Source organism: Streptomyces eurythermus (genome assembly GCF_014649115.1).
Lineage (GTDB): Bacteria > Actinomycetota > Actinomycetes > Streptomycetales > Streptomycetaceae > Streptomyces > Streptomyces eurythermus.
The window spans coordinates 330874-351639 of sequence record NZ_BMSK01000008.1; the positions used below are offsets into that span (position 1 = coordinate 330874).

Consider the following 20766-nt stretch of genomic DNA (forward strand, 5'->3'; position numbering starts at 1 on the left):
CCGCCGGCGCGCGGCCCCGCACCGGGAGCCGGCCGGGTCACGCGTGGGTCGCCAGGACCATGTACGGCGCGGTCCGGATCTCCGCCGGGACCGCCGACGCACCCGGGCCGGCGGCGGGGAGCGTGGGCAGCTCGACGGCGGGGGAGGGGAAGCCGGCCTCGGCCAGGAAGCGCCGGTACCGGTCGAGGGAGCGGTAGTACGTGGTGCTCGTCATCATCGTGCCGTCGCGCAGCCTCAGCAGCGTGGGCACGGTGTCGCCGTCGCCGTAGACCGCCCCCGGCTCCCCGTGGCGCAGCGTGGAGAAGGCCACGCCGGTCGCCGCCGGGTTGAGGTCGGCCAGCAGATACGGCGCACCGGGGCGCAGCACCCGGCGGATCTCGGCGGTGAGGGCAGCCAGCCGTTCGTCGTCCGGGTCGGTGCAGTACACCAGGCAGCACACGGCGGCGTCGACGCTGTCGTCGGCGAGCCAGTCCAGGGCGCGGCCGTCGAACAACCGGTAGGAGACACGGGGGTGGGGGCGGTCCGCGCGGGCGATGCCGAGCATGCCGGCCGAGGGATCGACACCCTGGACCTCCCACTCCCCGGCGCTCGCGAGCCGCGCCGCGACCGCGCCGGTGCCGCATCCGATGTCCAGGGCCAGCCGGCCGGGCCCGGCCCGCCCCGCGAGCCGGCGCAGCACGGCGGGGAAGATCAGCCGTTCGGCGAGCCGCATGTCGCGGTCCCGGTAGGCCTCGGCAACCGTGGTGGTGTCCCAGCCAAGCGGCTCTTCGTCTGCGGTCAAGGGCGGTGCCTCCTGCACTGGAACGGGCCCGGACGGGGAAGCGGCACGGTCGGTGGCAGCCTGGCACACGACGCCGCCACCGGGCCGCACGGTGGCGTGAATTCCCCCGACAGCGCGTCCGGCGGGCGGTTGTTGACGGGGTCCGCGACTCGTGCCGTACACCGGCCGATGAGTTTTCGCGTGCTCCACAGTCAAAGATCACGAACTGTTCGGCGCGGCTGTCATCATGATCATCCGCGACAACCGATGACGAGATACCGAGGAACCCCAGATGCGCACCCTGATCAGCACGGCCTTCGTTTCGCTCGACGGTGTGGTGGAGGCCCCGGGCGGCGAGCCCGGTTACCGGAACTCCGGATGGACCTTCAAGGACGTCGAGTTCCTGCCCGAGGCATTCGAGATCAAGGGCCGGGAGCAGCAGGAGGCCGGCGCGATGCTGCTGGGCCGGGTCAGCTACCAGGCGTTCAGCCCGGTGTGGCCCGCCATGGCGGAGTTCGCCGAGTACAAGGAGATGCCGAAGCACGTCGTGTCCACCACCCTCACCGAGGCCGACCTGGTGTCGGACTGGGGCGACACGACGATCCTGCGCTCCCTCGACGAGGTCGCCGCGCTCAAGGCCACCGAGGGCGGCCCGATCATCGTCCACGGCAGTGCCGCCCTGAACCGGAGCCTCTCCGACGCCGGCCTCATCGACCGCTACCACCTGCTCGTCTTCCCGCTCCTGCTCGGCGCCGGCAAGCGGCTGTTCAGCGCCACGGACAAGGACGCCCAGAAGCTGAAGCTGGTCGAGCACGAGACCTACGCCAACGGCATCCAGAAGAACGTCTTCGACGTCGTACGCTGACCCGCACCCTACGAGTACCGGCCCCGGCGGAGCCCACCCGGGCGCCGCCCGCCGCATCACCCGGACAGCGCAGCGCCCGCCGCAACACGCCGACAGTGTGATTTCCGGCAGGGCGCAGCTGCGCCACCGGCCTCCGGCACACTCCCGTGTGGATGCTCGGCGTATGTCTCATCACCTCAGCGGCCCCGACCTCCGCTCACCCATGGACGACGCCCGGCTCGACCTGACCGACCTGTTCGCCTTCACCGCGCCCGGTGACCGGACCGTGCTGATCATGAACGTGAACCCGGTCGCACCGACCGGTGGCCAGGCCTTCCACCCGGACGCGGTCTACCGCATCGATGTGGACACCGACGGAGATCACCGGGCCGACGTGGCGTTCAGCTTCGTGTTCTCCCCGTCGGAGGACGGACGGCAGACCGTCACCGTCCACCGGGCGGAGGGCGACCAGGCGCGCGAGCACGAGGCCGCCGGGCGGACGCTCTTCACCGACGTGCCCGTGAGCCTCGGTACCGAGGCCCAGGTGGCCGAGTCCGGGCCGTACACCTTCTTCGCCGGGTTCCGCAGCGACCCGTTCTTCGCCGACCTGGACGGCATCGTCAAGAAGTTCCAATGGACCGGCGTGGACTGGGGCGCCGACAAGAACGTCTTCGGCATCGTGCTGGAGATGCCGCACGCGGAACTGGGCACGGACCCCGTGATCGGGGTGTGGGCGCGGGTGAGCGTGCGCCGGGACGGACGGCTGAAGTCCGTCGACCGCGGCGCCCACCCCTCCCTGACCGCCTACTTCAACGCCGACGACGTCAAGGACGCCTACAACGCGGGCGAGCCCGCCGACGACTGGGACACCTACCGCGCACCCTGGGTGGCGGTGCTCCAGCACTTCGGCGGCTACGACGAGCAGTCGGCCGAGCAGGCCCTGCGCACGGTACTGCCGGACATCCTGCGTCTGGACCGCGGCAAGCCCACCGCCTACCCCAACGGCCGTACCCTCACCGACGACGTCACCTCCGCCCGGCTGGCCATGCTCACGGCGGGCAAGGTCACCACCGACCACATCGGTCCCCACACCGATCTGCTCCCCGCTTTCCCCTACCTCGGCGTCCCCCACACCGGCTGACGCACCGAGGTCCGGCTCCGTCCTGGGGTGCCTCCGGCGTACCACTCGCGGGTGCATACGGGCAAAAGTGTCGATACCGTCGGATTCACGGACCAGCAGGCCCCAGAGGCCGCCTGGCGGTCGGCCATGGCCCGTTCGACGCGTGGACGGCCCGGCCCGGCTGCCGGGCCAGTCAGGGAGACAGGCATGAGCCGAGCCAAGCGCAGGCCCAGCAGCACCTTCCACGGACGGACGACACCCGGGCAGGACGGCGGCTCCGGCCCCTCCGCGAAGACCGGACCGACGGGACGCCGGCGCGCGGTGCCGCCCGACGGGACCGACGGGAGGCCGATACCCGACGGGGAGTCCGTACCGCCGAAGCGGCCCGGCCTCCCCGAGGACACGAGCACCGCACCGGAGCACCTTGTCCCTGCCGGTCCTGCCGGTCCTGCCGGTCCTGCCGGTTCTACCGAATCTGCCGGTTCCGCCGGTCCCTCCGGGTCCCCGCAGACGCCCGGGCCGCCGGGTCCGCCGAATCCGCCTCGTTCCCCCGGAGTCGCCGCCGCTGCCGGGCGGTCCGGGCCGGTCTCCGGTCCCTGGAGCCGGCGGGTGCCCGGCGGTGGGGCGCCCGGGTCGGGCCGGCGGCCGATACGGCTGCGGCTGTCGGAGGCCGATCCCTGGTCCGTGATGGTGACGAGCTTCCTCCTGCTGGCCGGGCTCGGTGTGCTCGTGGTCGCCACGGCGGGCGTTTCCTGGATCATGCTGAACGCCATGGCACCGGACGTCCTGCCCGCGTTCAGCACCTTCCTGGCCGTCGCGGTCGGAGTCGTCACCGTGGAAGTCGTCCTCGGCACCGGCCTGGTGACGCTGGGCGCCTTCCTCTACAACCTGTCGGCGCAGTACAGCGGCGGCGTCGAGATAGCCGTGACCGAGGCCCTGACCGGACCGCCCCCGGCCCATGTGCGGACCCTGCTGCTCATGGCCAGGGCCCGCCGCCGTCTGCGTACCCATGTCCCGCCCCGGGCACCGAGTGACCGCCGTACGGACTGAACGCCGGGACGGTGGCCGGCCCGGCGCGGGCGCGTTCAGTCGCGGAGCAGTTCCAGGGCCTCGTTCAGGTTGTGCTCGGCGATGCCCGCCATCGCCGCCCGGTCGGGGAAGTCCCCGTCGAGCAGGCGCAGCGGTCCCGCCGTCAGCGAGAGCCGCTGGGCCAGCAGGTACAGCGCGAGCCGGTCCTCGTCCAGCCCGGCCACCGCCAGCGGTCCGTACGCCTCGCGCAGGCGGATGCGCAGGAAGACGTGCTCCCACTCGACGTCGAAGTACATCGTGCCCTCGACATCGATCAGCACGGGGTTTCCGTCGGCGTCCACCAGGACGTGGTCGGGGCCCAGTTCGCCGTGTACGACGGCGTACTCCGCGCGGGGCCGCACCGCGCCCGCCAGACGCAGCAGCCGTTCGGTCAGCAGGTCGCGGGCCGCCGCGATCCGGGGGTCGCGCGACGCCGCCTCGGCGAGGTCCCGCAGCGCGCGGGCCAGGACGACCTCCTCGCACGACGACCCGCGCGCCGTGCCGCCCTGGTCGACCACGGCCACCTTGCCGTACGCCGGTGCGCGGTGCCGGCGCATCGCCTCCAGCGCCCCGGCGAGCCGGGCCATGACCGGTGCCGCCGCGCGGGGATCCCGGGCGAGCAGCTGCTCCAGCGTCTCGCCCGGCAGGTCCTCGACGACGGCCAGGCCGGCCGAACCGTCGCCGGCGACGCGGTCGATCAGGCGGATCGCCGGGACGCGGACGCCGAGCGCGGTCAGCCGCGCGTGCGCGGCCTCGAACAGGTCGAGCCCGAGCCCCGGCGAGAACGGGTCGGTGGGGTCGTCGTCGCCCTCGGCCGCCGGCCAGTAGTTCTCGGCGTCGTCCCACAGGTAGGCGATCGCCGTCGTCGCGTCGTCCATCACCAGGCGGTACACGCCCTTCTTGCTGCCGCCCGTGACCCGTTCGACCCCCGCCAGCCGCCGCCCGCCGCCCAGCGCGGCCCGCGCCGCCTTTGCCAACCGCTCCCGCGTGACCACCGTCGACGCCACGTGACCGACCGCCTCTCCTCCACCACGACCCGCGCACCCTACGCGGCCACGGCCCCCGGCGGCCAGAAGGAACCCGGCCCGCAGCTTTCCCCGGGCCGGTGGGCGGAGTCGGGGCATGTCCCGGTCAACGTTCCGGTACCCGTCCGGCCCTCCGGGAGCCGAGCACCGAGGGCGTCGAGATGGCGCGGCTGCTGCGGGTGAGCGAGGCGCGGCGGTAGGGTGAAGTTCCGTGACAGAACACGCAGACCGGAACCGCCTCCATCCGCTCCCCTCGCGTCCGCTCCGCATAGCCGCCGCGCAGGCGCAGGCCGAGGCCGGCGATGTCGAGGCCAACGTGGCCACCGTGGCGGCCATGGTCCAGGACGCCGCCCGGGCCGGGGCCCGGCTCGTGGTCTTCCCGGAGAAGTTCCTCAGCGGTTACGAGCCCGACCTCATCCGGGCCGACCCGCAGCGATGCGCCGTGCGGCCCGGCGATCCGCGACTGGAGCCCATCGCCGACGCCTGCCGGGGGACCGGCACGGTCGCCGTGGTCGGCGCCGCGTTCCACGACCAGGGTGAACTGTATGTGTCGGCACTGGTCATCGACGTGAACGGGGAACTCGCCGCCCGCTACGACAAGCAGCACCTGTTCAAGTCGGAACGCGAGATCTATCGCGCGGGTGCGGCCGGATGCACCCTCGAACTGGAGGGCTGGCGCCTGGGACTGGGCATCTGCTACGACTCCGGCTTCCCCGAGCACGCGCGTGCGGCGGCGCTGGACGGCTGCCACGCCTACGTCGTCGGCGCCCTGTTCAGTGTCGGCAACGGGTACCACGAGTCACGCACATGGTTCCCGGCACGGGCCCTGGACAACACCTGCTACGCCGTGCTCGCCAATCACATCGGCACTACGGGAGGCTGGAACGCCTGCGGATCAAGCGCCATTTGGGGCCCGGACGGACGGCCGCTCGCCGAGGCGACCGAGGACCGGCCCGAGCTGGTCACCGCCGACCTCGACCCGCAGGCCCTGCGTACCGTCCGCGACGCGGAACCCATGCTGAGCGACCTGCGTGACACGACCACGCACACCCGGACCCGGCGCCGGCTCGGCTGATTCCCTTTCAGCTTCCGGTGCCGAAGCCCTAGTCTCGGGGTGGAACGGCGATGTGGGGGGACTGGGGCGTGCGGAAGACAGTGACACACTCGGTGCCGGTACCCGGGACGGCACCGAGGAGGCGCGCCCAGGACACGGCCCGGGACCCCGGTGCCGGCCGGGCCCCGGGTCCCGCCGAACTCGCCGTGCTCCAGCGGACGGTGGGCAACGCGGCCGTGACGCGCAGAGTGCAGCGCCAGACGGACCCCGATGTCACGGAGGAGGCGCGGCGGAACGCCGCCGACCCCACCGCGCACGGCGAGTGGAGCACGTTCCGCGACATGATGGCTCAGGCCGGCTTCCCCGCCGATGTCACGGACGTGGCCTGGCAACTCGTCCTCGGGGGCATCGCCGAACAGGGCCGGCTCAACGACGAGGCCATGGCGAAGTTCACCGTCCGCCAGGAGCAGCGCGACCACCGCGCGTCGAACAGCTGGTACCAGGAGCTGGTGAAGGTCGTCGGCGACTACCTGGGGATCGACACGCCGACGATGGCCCTCTGGTCGGGCGGCAGGGAGGTCAGCGACTACGCCCGCGCCAAGGGCCACACCCCCTTGGAGGCGACCCCGTTCGGCGGTGTGGTCGACAAACTGACCCTGATCTCCGACTGGATGCTCAAGACACCGATGTGGAACGTCCTGTCCAAAGCCTTCGTGAGCCGCGCCCGCGGCCCCGTCCACATCTTTCTGCGCGCGTACGACCCCGACAGTGTCCTCATCGCGCAGGAAGTGCCGCAACTGCGCGTGATCATGGCCCTCCACCCGCAGGTGAAGCTCGTCTGGCACCCGGTGTACGCCGCGTCCGACGGACAGCTGATGGAGGTCGCCAAGAACCTCGAACTGGCCCCGGACGCCTCCTACTCCACCCGGGACGAGTGTGTACAGGTCCTCTACGACTACCTCCGCCTCCTCCACGACCCGGCCAACGCCCACTCCCGGCGCGCCCACGCGGACATGAGCGCCCGCCTCGCCGCCAACGGGAATCCCGTGTAGACCGATACCGCCGTCACCGGATGGACGCGTGTTGAGTTCGCCTATGGGCGAATGCCTAGCGTCGGCGCCATGAGAGAGCTGACCATGCCGGCAGCGCGCGCGGCGAACAAGTTGACGAGAGCGGAAGTGCGCGCGGCGATCGTCCTGGCGTCCGGCGGATTGATGGCGGTGCTGGACGCGACGATCGTCGCGGTCGCGCTGCCCCGGCTGATGGCGACGTTCGGCGCGTCGTTGGCCGCCGCCCAGTGGATCATCACCGCGTACACGCTCGCCATGGTGGCGACGATGCCGCTGGCCGCCGGTCTTGCCGCACGCTGGGGCGCCCGTCGGGTGTACCTGGCGGCGCTGCTCGGCTTCGCGGTCGCCTCCGTCGCCGCCGGAGCGTTCGGCAGCCTGGACCAATTGATCGCCGCCCGGGCGGCACAGGGTCTCGCCGGTGGTCTGATGGCGCCCCTCGGGATGACGATCGGGTTCGGCGCGGTCGCGCCCGCGCGCCGCGGCCGGATGATGGCGATCACCGGCCTGCCGATGCTGATCGGACCGATCCTGGGCCCGGTACTCGGCGCGTTGCTCCTCGGCACCGGGTCATGGCGGCCGCTGTTCCTCATCACCGTGCCGTCGGCGCTGCTGGGCGCCCTCGGCACGCTCGCCTGGCTGCCGGCCGACGCGGCGCACGGGCGGCGGAGCAGGCCCGACCTGCTGGGAGCGGCGCTGCTCGTTCCGGGCCTTGTCGCGGTGGCCTACGGCATCAGCGCGCAGGACGGCCCGGCCTGGGCGCGGATCACCACGGCCGCCCTCGGTACGGGATCGGTCACGGTGTTCGCGGTGCGGGCGCTGAGCCACCCGGAACCGCTGTTGCGGATCGGCCTGCTGCGGAACCCGGCGTTCGGCCGGGGCGCCGCGGTCCTCGCCCTGTACGCGGCCCCCTACTTCGGCACGGTCGTGCTGATGCCCGCCTACGTGCAGATCCTGCGGGCGGACGGCGTGTCGGTCACGGCGGCGTTGATGGTCCCCGGAACGGTCGGCATGGGAATCAGCGTGCAGTTCGCCGCCCGCTGCCTCGAACGATACGGCCCCCGGCTGGTCGTCGGCACCGGTCTGGGCCTGGCGATCGGATCGGGCCTGGTCCAGGTGATCGTTGTCCGGCCGGACACCCCCTACGCGCTGCTCGGGCTGCTCGGGTTCTTCCAGGGGGCGGGGACCGGCGCGGTCATGATGCCGACGATCTCCAGTTCCAGCCGTGATCTCCACGGCCCCGACCTGGCCTCGGCCTCCGCGCTGCTGTCGCTGGTGAGCACCGTCGCGAACGGGCTGGGCACAGCGGCGGTCAGCGCGCTCTTCACGGCGCTGACGGCCACGATGACCGGCGGCGCCTCGCTGTCGGCGGTGACCGACGGGGGAGCGGCGGCCAGAGCCGCGTACGCGGCCACCATCGTCGATGCCCAGCGGCTGACCCAAGCCGCGGCCCTCGTCGTGATGTCGCTCGCCTTGGCCGTGCGGCTGCGCTCCCCGCGTCGCACCCCCGCGATACTGGACCGGCCGGAATCACCAGCGAACCCGGGACGTGCCTCATGACCGACACCCTGCCCTCCGGCCGCGGAGCGTGCCCTGCCTCACTGACGGTCGGACAGGTGGCCGACGCCGCGGGGGTGACCGCCAACGCCGTCCGCTTCTACGAGCGTTACGGTGTGGTCAGCGCCCACCGGAACAGTGGCAACGCCCGCCGCTTCACCGTCGACGCGATCTGCCGGATCAGACTCGCCCGCGCCGCGCAACGCGCGGGCATCACCCTCAAGGAGAGCGCCGCCATCCTCTCCGGCATCCCGCCCCTGTGTCCCGACCCCGGCCGATGGGCCGCCGCGGGGGAGGAACTCGTCCGGATGGGCCGGGAGCGCATCAGCCGGCTGCAGGAGACCGTGAACGAACTGTCCACGCTCGGATTCCTGCTGGCGGACCAGCCGGCGGCCCGGCGCCCGCACTGATGTACGCGACGTGCCCGTGCGTCAACGGCCGTCCCCACGCGGGCCGTTGACGCATTGGTCCAGACCTTCTACGTTGAGAGCGCTCGGTCGCGCGACGCGCACGCACGGTTCACCTCACCCCTGTACCACCCCATGACCACAGGGAGAGCCATGTTCCACCGGCGCAGACCATCGCTCGTACCCTTACGCGGCAACCCGTCCGGAGCGCTCTCCGGCAGCCCCGGAGCCGGCGCCCCACGGCACGGTGCCCGGTTCCGGCGGTGGACCGCCGCCCTGGGCGCCATGCTGCTCCTGCCGCTCGCGCTGCTCGCCGCGCTCGCCGCCCCCGCCCATGCGGCCGGGACGCTGACGGCGACGTTCACCAGCCAGGACAACGGCTCCTGGTGGAAGGGAAGTTACGTAGTCCGCAACAGCGGCGCGGCCGCCGTCAACGGCTGGACCCTGGAATTCGACCTGCCCGCCGGGGTCTCGGTCACCGGTCACTACAACGGCGACGCGACCGTCTCCGGCCGGCACGTGACGGTGAAGAACGCCTTCTACAACGCCGGCGTCCCGGCCGGCGGCAGCACCGAACCGTACAGCTACTGGTTCATCGCCAACGGGCCGATCGCCGCCCCGACGGGCTGCACCGTCAACGGCGACAAGTGCGACGGCACCCCCGACGTCCCGCCGACCGCGCCCGGCACACCGAAGACGACCGCGGTCACGGCACACTCGGTCGCGCTGAGCTGGACCGCCGCGCAGGGCGGCGACCACCCCGTGGCCTCCTACGAGGTGCTCGGCGGCCCGGACACCGTGGCCACCACGACCGGCACCTCGGCCACCGTCACCGGACTCACCCCGGCGACGAGTTACACGTTCACCGTGCGCGCCAAGGACACGCGCGGGAACGCCGGACCGGCGAGCGCCCCGGTGACCGTCAAGACCGTCGATCCGGCGACCGACCCGGTACCGCCGACCGCGCCCGGCCGGCTGCGCGCCACCGGCAAGACCTCCTCCAGCGTCGGCCTGGCCTGGGACAAGTCCACCGACAACGTGGAGGTGGCCGCCTACGACGTGTACCGCGGCGGCACGCTGGCGAAGTCCGTCGGCGCGGACACCACGACGGCCACGGTCGACGGGCTCTCCCCGGCCACCGCCTACACCTTCACCGTCAAGGCCCGCGACACCGCCGACAACACCTCACCGGCGTCGAACGCCCTGACCGTCACCACCGACGACGTGGCCGGGCCGGGCAAGCAGCTCAAGGTGGGCTACTTCGCGCAGTGGGGCATCTACGGCCGCCAGTACTTCGTGAAGAACCTGGACACCTCGGGCGCCGCGGCCAAGCTCGACGTCGTCAACTACGCCTTCGAGAACCTGGACCCGGTGAACCTCACCTGCCAGGCGGGGGTCACCAAGGGCGTCTCCGCCAACCCCCAGGACCCCGACGAGGGCACCGGCGCGGGCGACGCGGACGCCGACTACGCGCGCCCCATGTCGGCCGCCCAGTCGGTGGACGGGGTCGCCGACGACGGCTGGGGCAAACTCCGGGGCAATCTCAACCAGTTGAAGAAGCTCAAGGCCAAGTACCCCAAGCTGAAGGTCGTGGTGTCGCTCGGCGGCTGGACGTACTCGAAGTTCTTCTCGGACGCGGCCGCCACCCAGGCCTCCAGGGAGAAGTTCGTCAAGTCCTGCGTCGACGTGTGGATCAAGGGCGATCTGCCCGTCTACAACGGCGCGGGCGGCCCGGGCACGGCCGCCGGGATCTTCGACGGCATCGACATCGACTGGGAGTGGCCCGGCTCCGAAGGGCATCCGGGCAACCACTACGGTACCCAGGACAAGGCCAACCTGACCGCGCTGCTCGCCGAGTTCCGCAAGCAGCTCGACGCGCTCGGCGGCGAACACCGGCTGCTGACCGCATTCACCCCGGCCGACCCCGCGAAGATCGCCGCCGGCTGGGACCTGACCCGGATCTTCGACTCGCTCGACTACGCCAACGTCCAGGGATACGACTTCCACGGCGCCGGCAGCGACAACTCCTGGGAGCCGAAGCGCACCGGCCACGCCTCCAACCTGTACGCCGACGCCCAGGACCCCTACCCCTTCCACTTCAGCGTCGAGGACGCGGTGAAGGTCTATCTCGACGCCGGGGTCAGTCCCCGCAAGCTGACGGTGGGCTTCCCGTTCTACGGGCGCGGCTGGCAGGCCGTGACCGACGGCGGGGCCGCCGGTGAGTGGCAGGACGCGGGCGGTGCCGCGCCCGGCCAGTTCGACACCGAGGCCGGGGTGCGCGGCTACCACAACCTGATCACCAGCTTCCCCGCCATGACCGTACGCCACGACGAGCAGTCCGTCTCGACGTACGGCTACACCGGTCCGGGCGGCCAGTGGTGGTCGTTCGACGACGCCTGGTCGATCGGGAAGAAGACGGCCTGGCTCAAGTCCAAGGGTCTGCTCGGCGCCTTCGTCTGGGAGATGTCCGGCGACACACCGAACGGTCAGCTGATGACCGCGCTGGACGACGGACTGAGGTAGCCGGACCACGGCGCCCGGCGCCGCGTACGGCTCCCGGGCGGGCGGTCGGCGGACCGCCCGCCCGGGCCCCACACCTGCGCGGGCACCTACTGCTTCTGGAAGGAGCGGATCTGGTAGTTGCCCATGAGGTTTCCGCCGTGGCCGGCGGCGGTCGATCCGACACGGTTGTTGAAGTTGGTCTGCGTGTAGTACTGCACGCGGTGGCCGGTCCCGTTCCACACGGACAGCACGTTCTTGCCGTTACGGATGAAGGAACACAGGTCGGCGGTGTTGGCGACCTTCTCCTGCGACCACTGGCAGCGGGTGCCGCCGCCGTCCCAGCCGCTGTAGATGCAGAAGCGTCCCGGGTCGCAGCTGAAAGCCGCGGCGGAGCTCTTGCCGGCCGGGGCCGGGGCGTCGGCGGACGCGGCCGGAGCCGTGCCGAGGGCCGCGACGACGGCGAGGGAGGCGATGGTGAGCGAAGTGACACGGTACATGGGGAGTTGATTCCTTTCCGCGGGTTCAGCCGCCGGTGTCACCGGACGACGGCTGTCAGTGTCACGGCCCGCACATGACAGGCGACAGAGCGTGCGCGAGGGCGCGTGAGGCGCCGTGGGCGGTCGCCCGCCGGGCGGGGCGAGCGGGATCCTCCGGCGGAGCCAGGGGAGCGTGCCGGTGCCCGGTGCGCCGGTCGCGGGGCCCAGGGGCGAGGCGATCGCCGCGGGAGGCGCCCGGTCACAGCACGGCGGCCAGGAGTTCCTTCGTATAGGCCGCACTCGGTGTGTCGAAGACCGTGTCCCGAGGCCCCGTTTCCACCAGCCCGCCGTCCTTCAGCACCGCGATCCGGTCGCAGAAGTGCCGTACCACCGCGAGGTCGTGGGAGATGAAGAGCAGGGACAGGCCCAGTTCCTCGCGCAGGTCCATGAGGAGGTTGAGGACCTGCGCCTGGACGGAGACGTCCAGCGCGGAGACCGGTTCGTCGGCGATGACCAGGCGCGGCCGGACGGCCAGCGCGCGGGCGATGCCGATGCGCTGGCGCTGGCCGCCGGAGAACTCGTGCGGGTGGCGGGACAGGTGCGCCGCGGACAGGCCCACCTGCTCCAGCAGTTCCACCGCCCTGTCCCTGCGCCGTGCCGCGTCCAGGTCCGTGTGGACGCGCAGCGGTGTCGTGACGATCTGCTCCACCGTCCGGCGCGGGTTCAGCGACGCGTACGGGTCCTGGAACACCAGCTGGACGTCCCGGCTCAGCTCGCGGCGCAGCCGCGCGTTCGTCGCCGCGCCGGAGATGTCCCGGCCGTCGAAGCGGACCTCGCCGCCGGTGGGGCGGCGCAGGCCGGCCAGGACCCTCGCGATCGTGGACTTGCCCGAGCCGGACTCGCCGACCAGGCCCAGGGTCTCACCGTGGCGCACGCGCAGGCTCACGCCGTCCACCGCGGTGTGCGGGCGGGAGCGGCGACGGCCCGGGTAGTCCACGCGCAGGTCGCGTACCTCGGCCAGCACACCGGCGGGGGCGGGGGCCGTACGCGGCCGGGCCTTCGCGCGGGGCTTCGGCTCCGGATCCTCGACCGTGGGCAGCCGGCTGCCGGGCGGGGTGCGCAGGGTGGGGGCCGCCTGGACCAGGGCCCGGGTGTAGGGGTGCGCGGCGGAGGTCAGCAGGCGCGCCGTGGGACCCTCCTCCAGGGCCTCGCCGGCGCGCAGCACCAGCATGCGGTGGCACGTCGCCGCCACCACGCCCACGTCGTGGGTGATGAGGACCATGGCCGTACCGGTCTCCGCCTGGAGTTCGCGGATCAGGTCGAGGATCTGGCGCTGGACCCGGGCGTCGAGCGCCGTGGTCGGTTCGTCGGCGATCAGCACGTCCGGGTCGTTGACCAGCGCCATGGCGATGACCACGCGTTGGCGCATGCCGCCCGAGAGGTGGTGGGGGTGGTCCGAGGCCCGGGCGGCCGGGATGCCCACCCGCTCCAGCATCGCGGCCGCCCGTCGCAGTGCCTCCTTGCGGCTCGCCTGCGGGTGGTGGACGCGGTAGGCCTCGGCGATCTGCGCGCCGATGGTGTGGTACGGCGACAGCGCGTCCAGGGCGTCCTGGAAGACCATCGCGGCCTTGGCGCCCCGGACCCGCTTCAGGACCGCTTCCGGCGCACCCACCAGCTCCGGTCCGTCGCCGCCCAGCCGGATGCTGCCCTCGACACGGGTGCGCGCGGGGTCGTGCAGCCCCAGGGCCGCCAGGCCGATCGTCGACTTGCCCGAGCCGGACTCGCCGACGAGTCCCAGCACCTCGCCCGGCGCCACGTCGAAGGAGATGTCCCGGACCGCCGGCACCGGGCCGCGTGCCGTGCCGAAGGTGACCGTCAGGTCACGTACGCGCAAAGCGGGTTGTCTGCTCATGCGAGCCTCACTCGGGGATCGAGCCAGGCCACCACCACATCGGCGACGGCCACGAAGACGACGACGAAGAACGCGGCCAGGAGTACGGTGCCGACGACCGTGGGCAGGTCGTTGCCGTTCACCGCGTCGACGGCCAGCTTGCCGACGCCGCCGAGACCGAACACGGTCTCCGTGATGAACGCGCCGCCGAACAGCGCCCCGACCTCCAGGCCGAGCAACTGCACCAGCGGGCCGGCCGCTCCGCGCGCGGTGTACCTCAGATGGGTGCGCAGGGTGCCGAGGCCCTTCGCGCGGGCCGTGCGCACATATCCGTGGTGCATGGTCTCCAGCAGCTGTGAGCGGGTGAGACGGGCGAAGACGGCCGCGTTGACGAAGCCGAGGACCAGCCACGGCAGGAGCAGCCCCAGGGCCCACTGGGCGGGGTGGGCGGCGAAGGGGACGTAGTGGGGGAGCGGGAACAGGCCCGTGGAGTAGACGAGCAGGAACTGGAGGACGTAGCCGAGGAAGTAGATCTGGACGCTCGCGCCCAGCAGGCTGAAGCCGGACAGCAGGCGGTCCGTCGCCCGGCCCCGGCGCAGTGCCGCCGCCAGGCCCGAGCCGATGCCGAGGACGAGGATCACCGTCAGGGCGCCGGCCGCGAGGGAGACGGTCACCGGCAGGCGGTCGGCGATGGCGGCGAGCACGGGCTGGTGGAGGGTGTAGGAGTAGCCGAGGCAGGGGGCGGGGCAGGGGATCGGGGTGCCGTCGACGTCCGCGATGGTGCGGCCGGTCACGATGCCGCCGACGTAGTCGAGGAACTGGGCGAGGAGCGGCTGGTCGAGTCCCATGCTCGCGCGGACCGCCTCGACCTGGGCGGTGTCGCACTTGGGGCCGCAGGCGATCAGCGCCGGGTCGGAGGGGGCGGCGTAGAAGAGCGCGAAGGCCAGGGCGGTGATCGCGAGGAGCACCGCCACGGCCTGCGCGGCCCTCCTGAGGAGGTATCGGGTCATGGTGGCGGGGGTCAGGCGTTCTTGAGGTACAGGTCGACCGCGGCCGTGGCGCCGTAGATCGGGTGGATGGCGGCACCGCCGACGTCCTTGCCGCGGAACTGGGAGACGCTGGTGTAGAGGAACGGCACCACGGGGACGTCCTTCATGACCGTCTCCTCCAGGTCGATGAGTGCCGCGGCCTTCTTCCGCGCGTCACCGATCTTCGCGATGCGGGCCAGTTCCGCGTCCACCCGCGGGTTGGCGTAGCGGATGGAGTTGGACAGCGGATCGAGGTGGCTCTCGAAGCTGTCGGGGAGCAGGGTCGACGGGGTGGGCCAGTCCACGGAGTTGGTGGACAGCCACAGGTCGTACGGGGCGTCGTTGCGGAACACCTGGGCGTTGAACGCGGCCGGCTGAAGGCCCTTGACCACCAGCTCGACGCCGATCTTGGCGAAGGCGTCGGCGAGGACCTGCGCGACCTGGTCGTCCTGCGGGCTGTAGACGGGGTACGCGTACGTCAGCTTGGTGACCTTCGTCTTCGCCTTGGCCAGGTGTTCTTTGGCCTTGGCGATGTCCCCGGTGGGCGCGACGGGGTAGAGGTCGTACTTCTTCCAGCCCACGACGGCCGGTGACGACAGGGTGGTCGCGAAGTCGCCGGCGTACTGGCCGCCGAGGACCTGACGGGCCTGCCGGCGGGGGAAGACATAGTGGATGGCCTTGCGGACCTCGGGGTCGGTGACCCGGTCGTTCTTGATGTACAGGTCCGAGGTGTAGGCGCCCTGGCTGCCGGAGACGACCAGCGTCCGCTTGGCGGCATCGCGTTCGACCGTCGAGATCAGTTCCGGCGGCAGCGTGCCCTTGGTGGTCAGGGTGGTCGGGCCCGTGCCCTGGCCGTTGAAGACCTCCTGGGCGGTGTTGAGGACGGCCTTGCCGAAGGTGAACTCGAAGCGGTCCGGGTAGGCGTGCCGGATCGGGTCGGTGGCCGGCTTCCAGTACGGATTGCGTTCCAGCGTGAGGCTCTTGTTCTGCTTGTGCTCGACGATCCGGTACGGCCCGGTGGCGAAGGGCTTCACGTCGTAGCCGGTGCCCGTGTCCTTGTCGGCCCGGACCGGCGAGGAGGAGGACTGGGCGGCCATGTACGGCACGTCGGACTGCGGCTCGGGGAAGTGGAAGACGATGGTCTTGTCGTCGGGCGTCTCGATGGCCCGGAGGTCGCCGTCCTTCTTGGGCCCGCCGTACTTCTTCACCGCCTCGGTGCGGTCCTTGGAGCCGGTGAGCCATTCGGGCCAATAGGTGGGGCCGGCCTCGAAGCCGGGGGCGAAGGTGCGCTCGATGCCGTACTTGACCTGCCGCGCGGTGACGGGTTTGCCGTCCTCCCAGGCGATGCCGTCCTTCAGGTGGTACGTCCAGGTCCGGCCGCCGTCGGAGGAGGTGCCGGTGTCGGTGGCGAGGTCACCGACCAGCCTGGGCCTGCCGTCGATCACCTGATACTGCGTCAGCTGCCGGCCCCACAGCAGCGAGGTGCTGTAGGTCTCGCCGGCGTAGATCTTCTGCGGGTCCAGGTGGGTGTAGTCGACCGGGTTGGCGATGGTGAGGGTGCCGCCCTCGCGGGCGCCGGGGACCTTCGGGGCGGGGCCCTTGCTGTCCTCGGCGGTGCCGAGGGTGGCGGTCAGCCGCCGGCCGCTCTTCGCGGCGGTGCTGTTCTTGTGTGTGTCCGTGCCCGCCCCCGCGGAGCAGGAGCACAGCAGCAGGGCGGCGGCGGTGGCGAGAGCCGGGACGGCTGCGGCGCGCGGGGTGATGGTGGGCATGACGAACTCCGTTGCGTGGTGCGGGTGTTGCTGATGATTAGGTGAGAGAAGGTGCCGGGGGCTCAGCGGACGGTGTGCGGGTCGAGCGCGTCCCGCACGGCGTCGCCGAGGAGGTTGAAGGCGAGGACGAAGACGAGGAGCGAGACACCGGGGAACACCATGTAGGTGGGGTCGTCGTAGAAGACCTCCGAGCCCCGGGAGATCATGCGGCCCCAGTCGGGGATGGGCTCGTTGATGCCGACGCCCAGGAAGGACAGCGCGGCCTCGGTGGTGACGATCGCGGGCACGGCGAGGGTGATGTGCACCAGCACCGGCGCCCAGACGTTCGGCAGCAGCTCCCGGAAGACGATGTGCCGCCGGCTCGCGCCGAGCGCCCGCGCCGCTTCGACGAACTCCCGCTCGCGCAGGGACCGCACGACCGTGCGCAGCACCATCGCGAGCGGCACCCAGCCGAAGGCGGAGAAGACCAGGATGAGGACGGTGAACTGCATCCAGGCGGGTTCGCTCTCGTCGTGTCCCACGAAGCGGGTCTGGACGACCGGGCCCAGGGTGAGCAGGAACAGCAGGGCCGGGAAGGCGAGCAGGACGTTGCAGACGAAGGTGAACGCCCGGTCGACGAGGCCGCTGAGGTAGCCCGCGGTCACGCCCACCACCACACCGATGACGGCGACGACGGCGGCCGAGGCGAACGCGATCAGCAGCGAGGTGCGGATGCCGTGGAGGAGCTGGGCGAGGACGTCACGGCCGAGGCCGGGCTCGATGCCGAACCAGTGCTCGGCGGAGATCCCGCCGTTGGGCAGCACGGGCAGGCCCTCCGGACTGAGCAGGCCGGTCTCGTTCTGCCCGTAGTGCTCGGTGGGGTTCTTGCCGTAGAGGGCGGTGATCAGCGGCGCGGTGACGGCGAGGAGCACGAAGAACCCGACGACGGCGAGCGAGACGATCCCGACTCGGTCGCGCCGGAACACATGTGTCATCGATACCGCTGCCATGCTGTCGTACTCCCGACTCGCCTCGGCTGCTCCGGTCGTGGAGGAGCGCCCTGGATCACACCGGAGGCGGGGTCTCCGCTCCGGACACCGGACATTAGATCGGAAGATCAAATCGACTGCAATGCCTGGGATTGCAAGGTGGCAGAGATCTATGACGTTAGATTGCAAGAATGTTTCCGTGTTCACGTTGCCGCCATGGAAACACCCCCATTTGCCGCGAATCGCCCGCCAGGGGGAGAGCAGGGTCACACCAGGCGCGTTCCGCGCCGGGGACCTACCGTGGTCGCAGTGGCATCGACGCCCCGGACGGCCGTAGCGGAGGAGAACGCGATGGAGGAGCACTTCGTGTGGGTGACGACCCGCCGCATCCAGCCGGGCAGCCTGGACGACTTCGAACGGGCGTGGCGGCCCGCGGCCGAGCCGCGGGGAATGCGCCGCGCCTTCGCGTACTGGTCCGCGGACGGACAGGAGATCACCGGGGTGTCGTTCTGGGACTCCGAGGAGGCCTGCGACTCCTGGCGGACATCCGAGCCCGAGGGACAGCGGCGCGCCGCCATGGCTCCCTACGTCGTGGAGGAGCGGGAGGGCTTCTACCGGGGCCGCGAACTCGCCGTCCCCGGCGGTGCGCCCGACTGAGCGGGCCGCCGCGAGTGCGCCGGTCTCAGTCCAGCAACTCGCGGACGAGCGCCGCCACTTGCCCGGTCTCGAGCAGGAACCCGTCGTGCCCGTACGGTGACTCGACCACCCTGAGCCGGTCGGCGCCCGGGATCAGCGCGGCCAGCTCCGCCTGCTGGACCGGCGGGTAGAGCCGGTCGGAGTCCACCCCGGCGACCAGGGTGGGCGCGGTCACCCGGCGCAGGGCGGCCCGCACACCGCCCCGGCCCCGGCCCACGTCATGGGCGTTCATCGCCTCGGCCAGCACCACATAGCTCGCCGCGTCGAAACGGCGTACCAGCTTGGCCGCGTGATGGTCGAGATAGGACTGCACCTGATAGCGCCCGCCGCGCCACGGGTCCTCCCCGTCCTGCGGCAGACGGCCGAAGCGGACCTGGAGTTCGGGCTCGCTGCGATAGGTGACATGGGCCAGCCGGCGGGCCAGCCCCAGCCCCTCGTGCGGCCCGCGGCCGGTGTCGTGGTAGTCGCCGGCCTGCCAGTGCGGGTCCGTGCGGATGGCGCGCACCTGGATGTCCGCCCACGCCACCTGTTCCGCGCTCGCCGCCGCCGTCGTCGCGAGGAGCAGCAGCCGGCCCGTCCGCGCCGGGTACGACACCGCCCACTCCACGGCCCGCATGCCGCCCATCGAACCGCCGACGACCAGCGCCCACCGGTCGATACCCAGCGCGTCCGCGAGTCGTGCCTCCGCGGCCACCTGGTCGCGCTGGGTCAGGAACGGGAACGCACCGCCCCACGGTCTTCCGCCGCCGGGGCGCCGGGAGGCCGGCCCCGTGCTGCCCTGGCAGCCGCCGAGCACGTTCGGCGCGACGACGAACCAGCGGTCGGTGTCCAGCGCCCGCCCCGGACCGATCAGGGCGTCCCACCAGCCGGGCGTCGGGTGCCCGGGGCCGGCCGGGCCGGCGGCGTGGCTGTCCCCGGTGAGCGCGTGCAGCACCAGGACGGCGTTGGCACGGTCCGGCGCGAGCGTCCCCCAGGTCTCGAACGCGAGCCGCACGCCCGGGAGTTCACCGCCCGCCTCCAACGGCAGCGGCTTCTCCGCGTCGTACCACCGGCGCCGGCCGGGCGGATCCCCCTCCCGCCAGGCCCCGGTGGCCGGCGGCAGGGGCGCCTCGGCAGCGGCGACGGCGTGCACCTACGCGCCCTTCGCCGCGCGGAAACCGGCCTCCAGGTCCGCCTTGAGGTCGGCGAGGGACTCGATGCCCACCGACAGGCGGACCAGCCCCGGCGCGGTGCCGGTCGCCGCCAGCTGGGCCTCGTCCAGCTGGCTGTGCGTGGTGGACGCCGGATGGATGATCAGGCTGCGCACGTCACCGATGTTGGCGAGGTGGCTGAACAGCTCCACGCCGTCCACGAACCGCCTGCCCGCCTCGACACCGCCGCGCAACTCGAAGGAGACGATGGCGCCGGCACCGCGCGGCAGGTACGTCCGCCCGGCCTCGTACCACCTGCTGGACGGCAGGCCCGGGTAGTGCACGGCGGCGACCTCGTCGCGCCGCTCCAGCCATTCCGCGAGCTCCTGGGCGTTGGCCGTGTGCCGTTCGATCCGCAGGCTCAGCGTCTCCACGCCCTGCAACAGCAGGAACGCCGAGTGCGGGGACAGCGCCGGGCCGAGGTCGCGCAGCAACTGCACCCGCAGCTTGACCGCGTAGGCGCCGGGGCCGAGCGCGGGCCAGTAGCGCAGACCGTGGTAGCTGGGGTCCGGCTCGGTGAAGTCCGGGAACCTGTCGGCGTGCGCGCCGAAGTCGAACGTACCGCCGTCCACGACCACGCCCGCGATGGCCGTGCCGTGGCCGCCGAGGAACTTCGTGGCCGAGTGCACGACGATGTCCGCCCCGTGCTCGAGCGGCCGCAGCAGGTACGGGGTGGGCACCGTGTTGTCCACGATGAGCGGGACGCCCGCCGCGTGCGCCACGTCGGCCACCGCCCGCACGTCGAGCACATTGCCGCGCGGGTTGCCCAGCGACTCCGCGAACAGCGCCTTGGTGTTCGGCCGGATCGCCGCCCGCCAGGCCTCCGGGTCGTCCGGGTCGTCCACGAAGGACACCTCGATGCCGAACCGGGGCAGCGTGTGGCGGAACAGGTTGTAGGTGCCGCCGTACAGGGAGGTGCTGGAGACGATGTGGTCGCCGGCGCCCGCCAGGGTGAGGAGGGCCAGGGTCTCCGCCGCCTGCCCGGAGGACAGTGCCACGGCCGCCACACCGCCCTCCAGGGCGGCGATCCGCTGCTCGAAGACGTCCTGGGTGGGGTTGTGGATCCGGGAGTAGATGTTGCCGGGCTCGGCGAGCGAGAACAGGTCGGCGGCGTGTTGGGTGTCCCGGAACACGAACGACGTGGTCTGGTAGATCGGCGTGGCCCGGGCACCGGTGGCCGGGTCGGGTACGGCACCGGCGTGGACCTGCTTGGTCTCGAAGGACCAGGCCGAGGTGTCGGGACCGGTGGGCGGCTCCTCGGCGGTGTGGCCGGCGGTGACGGAGTCGACGGGCTGGCTGCTCATGGTGCTCCTCGTGCGGGAGAGCGGCGCTGAGTTGCGACGA

Annotated in this window: 18 protein-coding genes; 9 read left to right on the top strand and 9 right to left on the bottom strand. The window is 72.1% G+C overall.

What is annotated here, in order from left to right:
• Positions 1-37: 37 nt before the first annotated feature.
• Positions 38-781, bottom strand: a complete 744-nt coding sequence (locus IE251_RS17780) for a class I SAM-dependent methyltransferase (RefSeq protein WP_189753948.1) — start codon at positions 779-781, stop codon at positions 38-40.
• Positions 782-1052: 271 nt separating this feature from the next.
• On the opposite strand from IE251_RS17780, the gene IE251_RS17785 reads away from it, so the two are divergent.
• The 3 genes from IE251_RS17785 to IE251_RS17795 all read left to right on the top strand — a co-directional run bounded on the left by IE251_RS17785 (position 1053) and on the right by IE251_RS17795 (position 3774).
• Entirely contained in the window at positions 1053-1625 is a 573-nt protein-coding gene (locus tag IE251_RS17785) for a dihydrofolate reductase family protein (protein WP_189753949.1), read from the top strand.
• 163 nt (positions 1626-1788) lie between these two features.
• Complete coding sequence (locus IE251_RS17790; protein ID WP_189753950.1) at positions 1789-2745, top strand: DUF4331 family protein; 957 nt, start codon at positions 1789-1791, stop codon at positions 2743-2745.
• Positions 2746-3411: 666 nt separating this feature from the next.
• Entirely contained in the window at positions 3412-3774 is a 363-nt protein-coding gene (locus IE251_RS17795) for a DUF3566 domain-containing protein (RefSeq protein WP_189754029.1), read from the top strand.
• A gap of 35 nt (positions 3775-3809) precedes the next feature.
• Here the strand turns inward: IE251_RS17795 and IE251_RS17800 are convergent, their stop codons facing one another.
• Positions 3810-4685, bottom strand: a complete 876-nt coding sequence (locus IE251_RS17800) for a phosphotransferase (RefSeq protein ID WP_373302019.1) — start codon at positions 4683-4685, stop codon at positions 3810-3812.
• Positions 4686-5028: 343 nt separating this feature from the next.
• On the opposite strand from IE251_RS17800, the gene IE251_RS17805 reads away from it, so the two are divergent.
• The 5 genes from IE251_RS17805 to IE251_RS17825 all read left to right on the top strand — a co-directional run bounded on the left by IE251_RS17805 (position 5029) and on the right by IE251_RS17825 (position 11425).
• Positions 5029-5892 (top strand): carbon-nitrogen hydrolase family protein, encoded by an 864-nt coding sequence (locus IE251_RS17805; protein WP_189753952.1) that lies wholly within the window; start codon positions 5029-5031, stop codon positions 5890-5892.
• Positions 5893-5960: 68 nt separating this feature from the next.
• The gene (locus IE251_RS17810) at positions 5961-6923 is read left to right on the top strand and encodes a hypothetical protein (protein WP_189753953.1); all 963 of its coding nucleotides are present in this window, start codon (positions 5961-5963) and stop codon (positions 6921-6923) included.
• A gap of 69 nt (positions 6924-6992) precedes the next feature.
• Positions 6993-8498, top strand: coding sequence for an MFS transporter (locus IE251_RS17815; protein ID WP_200692357.1), 1506 nt, complete (start codon positions 6993-6995; stop codon positions 8496-8498).
• Positions 8499-8554: 56 nt separating this feature from the next.
• Positions 8555-8905, top strand: a complete 351-nt coding sequence (locus tag IE251_RS17820; protein ID WP_200692358.1) for a MerR family transcriptional regulator — start codon at positions 8555-8557, stop codon at positions 8903-8905.
• A 282-nt stretch (positions 8906-9187) separates the two neighbouring features.
• Positions 9188-11425: a glycosyl hydrolase family 18 protein gene (locus IE251_RS17825; protein WP_189753955.1), complete on the top strand. Its 2238-nt coding sequence runs from the start codon at positions 9188-9190 to the stop codon at positions 11423-11425.
• 86 nt (positions 11426-11511) lie between these two features.
• Here the strand turns inward: IE251_RS17825 and IE251_RS17830 are convergent, their stop codons facing one another.
• From IE251_RS17830 to IE251_RS17850, 5 genes are all read right to left on the bottom strand, one after another.
• Positions 11512-11901 (bottom strand): peptidase inhibitor family I36 protein, encoded by a 390-nt coding sequence (locus IE251_RS17830; protein ID WP_189753956.1) that lies wholly within the window; start codon positions 11899-11901, stop codon positions 11512-11514.
• 238 nt (positions 11902-12139) lie between these two features.
• Positions 12140-13792, bottom strand: a complete 1653-nt coding sequence (locus tag IE251_RS17835; RefSeq protein WP_189753957.1) for a dipeptide ABC transporter ATP-binding protein — start codon at positions 13790-13792, stop codon at positions 12140-12142.
• Complete coding sequence (locus tag IE251_RS17840) at positions 13789-14781, bottom strand: ABC transporter permease (protein ID WP_189753958.1); 993 nt, start codon at positions 14779-14781, stop codon at positions 13789-13791. Before IE251_RS17840 ends, IE251_RS17835 begins: the two co-directional genes overlap by 4 nt.
• A gap of 11 nt (positions 14782-14792) precedes the next feature.
• A complete protein-coding gene (locus tag IE251_RS17845) occupies positions 14793-16568 on the bottom strand; it encodes an ABC transporter substrate-binding protein (protein WP_189753959.1) in 1776 nt (591 codons plus the stop codon).
• A gap of 62 nt (positions 16569-16630) precedes the next feature.
• Positions 16631-17542, bottom strand: coding sequence for an ABC transporter permease (locus IE251_RS17850; RefSeq protein WP_229896815.1), 912 nt, complete (start codon positions 17540-17542; stop codon positions 16631-16633).
• A 303-nt stretch (positions 17543-17845) separates the two neighbouring features.
• Here IE251_RS17850 and IE251_RS17855 point away from each other — a divergent pair, with 303 nt between their 5' ends.
• A complete protein-coding gene (locus IE251_RS17855) occupies positions 17846-18193 on the top strand; it encodes an antibiotic biosynthesis monooxygenase (protein WP_229896816.1) in 348 nt (115 codons plus the stop codon).
• Between the two features lie 25 nt (positions 18194-18218).
• Here the strand turns inward: IE251_RS17855 and metX are convergent, their stop codons facing one another.
• Together metX and IE251_RS17865 are read right to left on the bottom strand one after the other, a co-directional pair.
• Positions 18219-19364, bottom strand: coding sequence for a homoserine O-acetyltransferase MetX (metX, locus tag IE251_RS17860; protein WP_189753961.1), 1146 nt, complete (start codon positions 19362-19364; stop codon positions 18219-18221).
• Positions 19365-20726 (bottom strand): bifunctional o-acetylhomoserine/o-acetylserine sulfhydrylase, encoded by a 1362-nt coding sequence (locus tag IE251_RS17865; RefSeq protein ID WP_189753962.1) that lies wholly within the window; start codon positions 20724-20726, stop codon positions 19365-19367.
• Positions 20727-20766 lie beyond the last annotated feature (40 nt).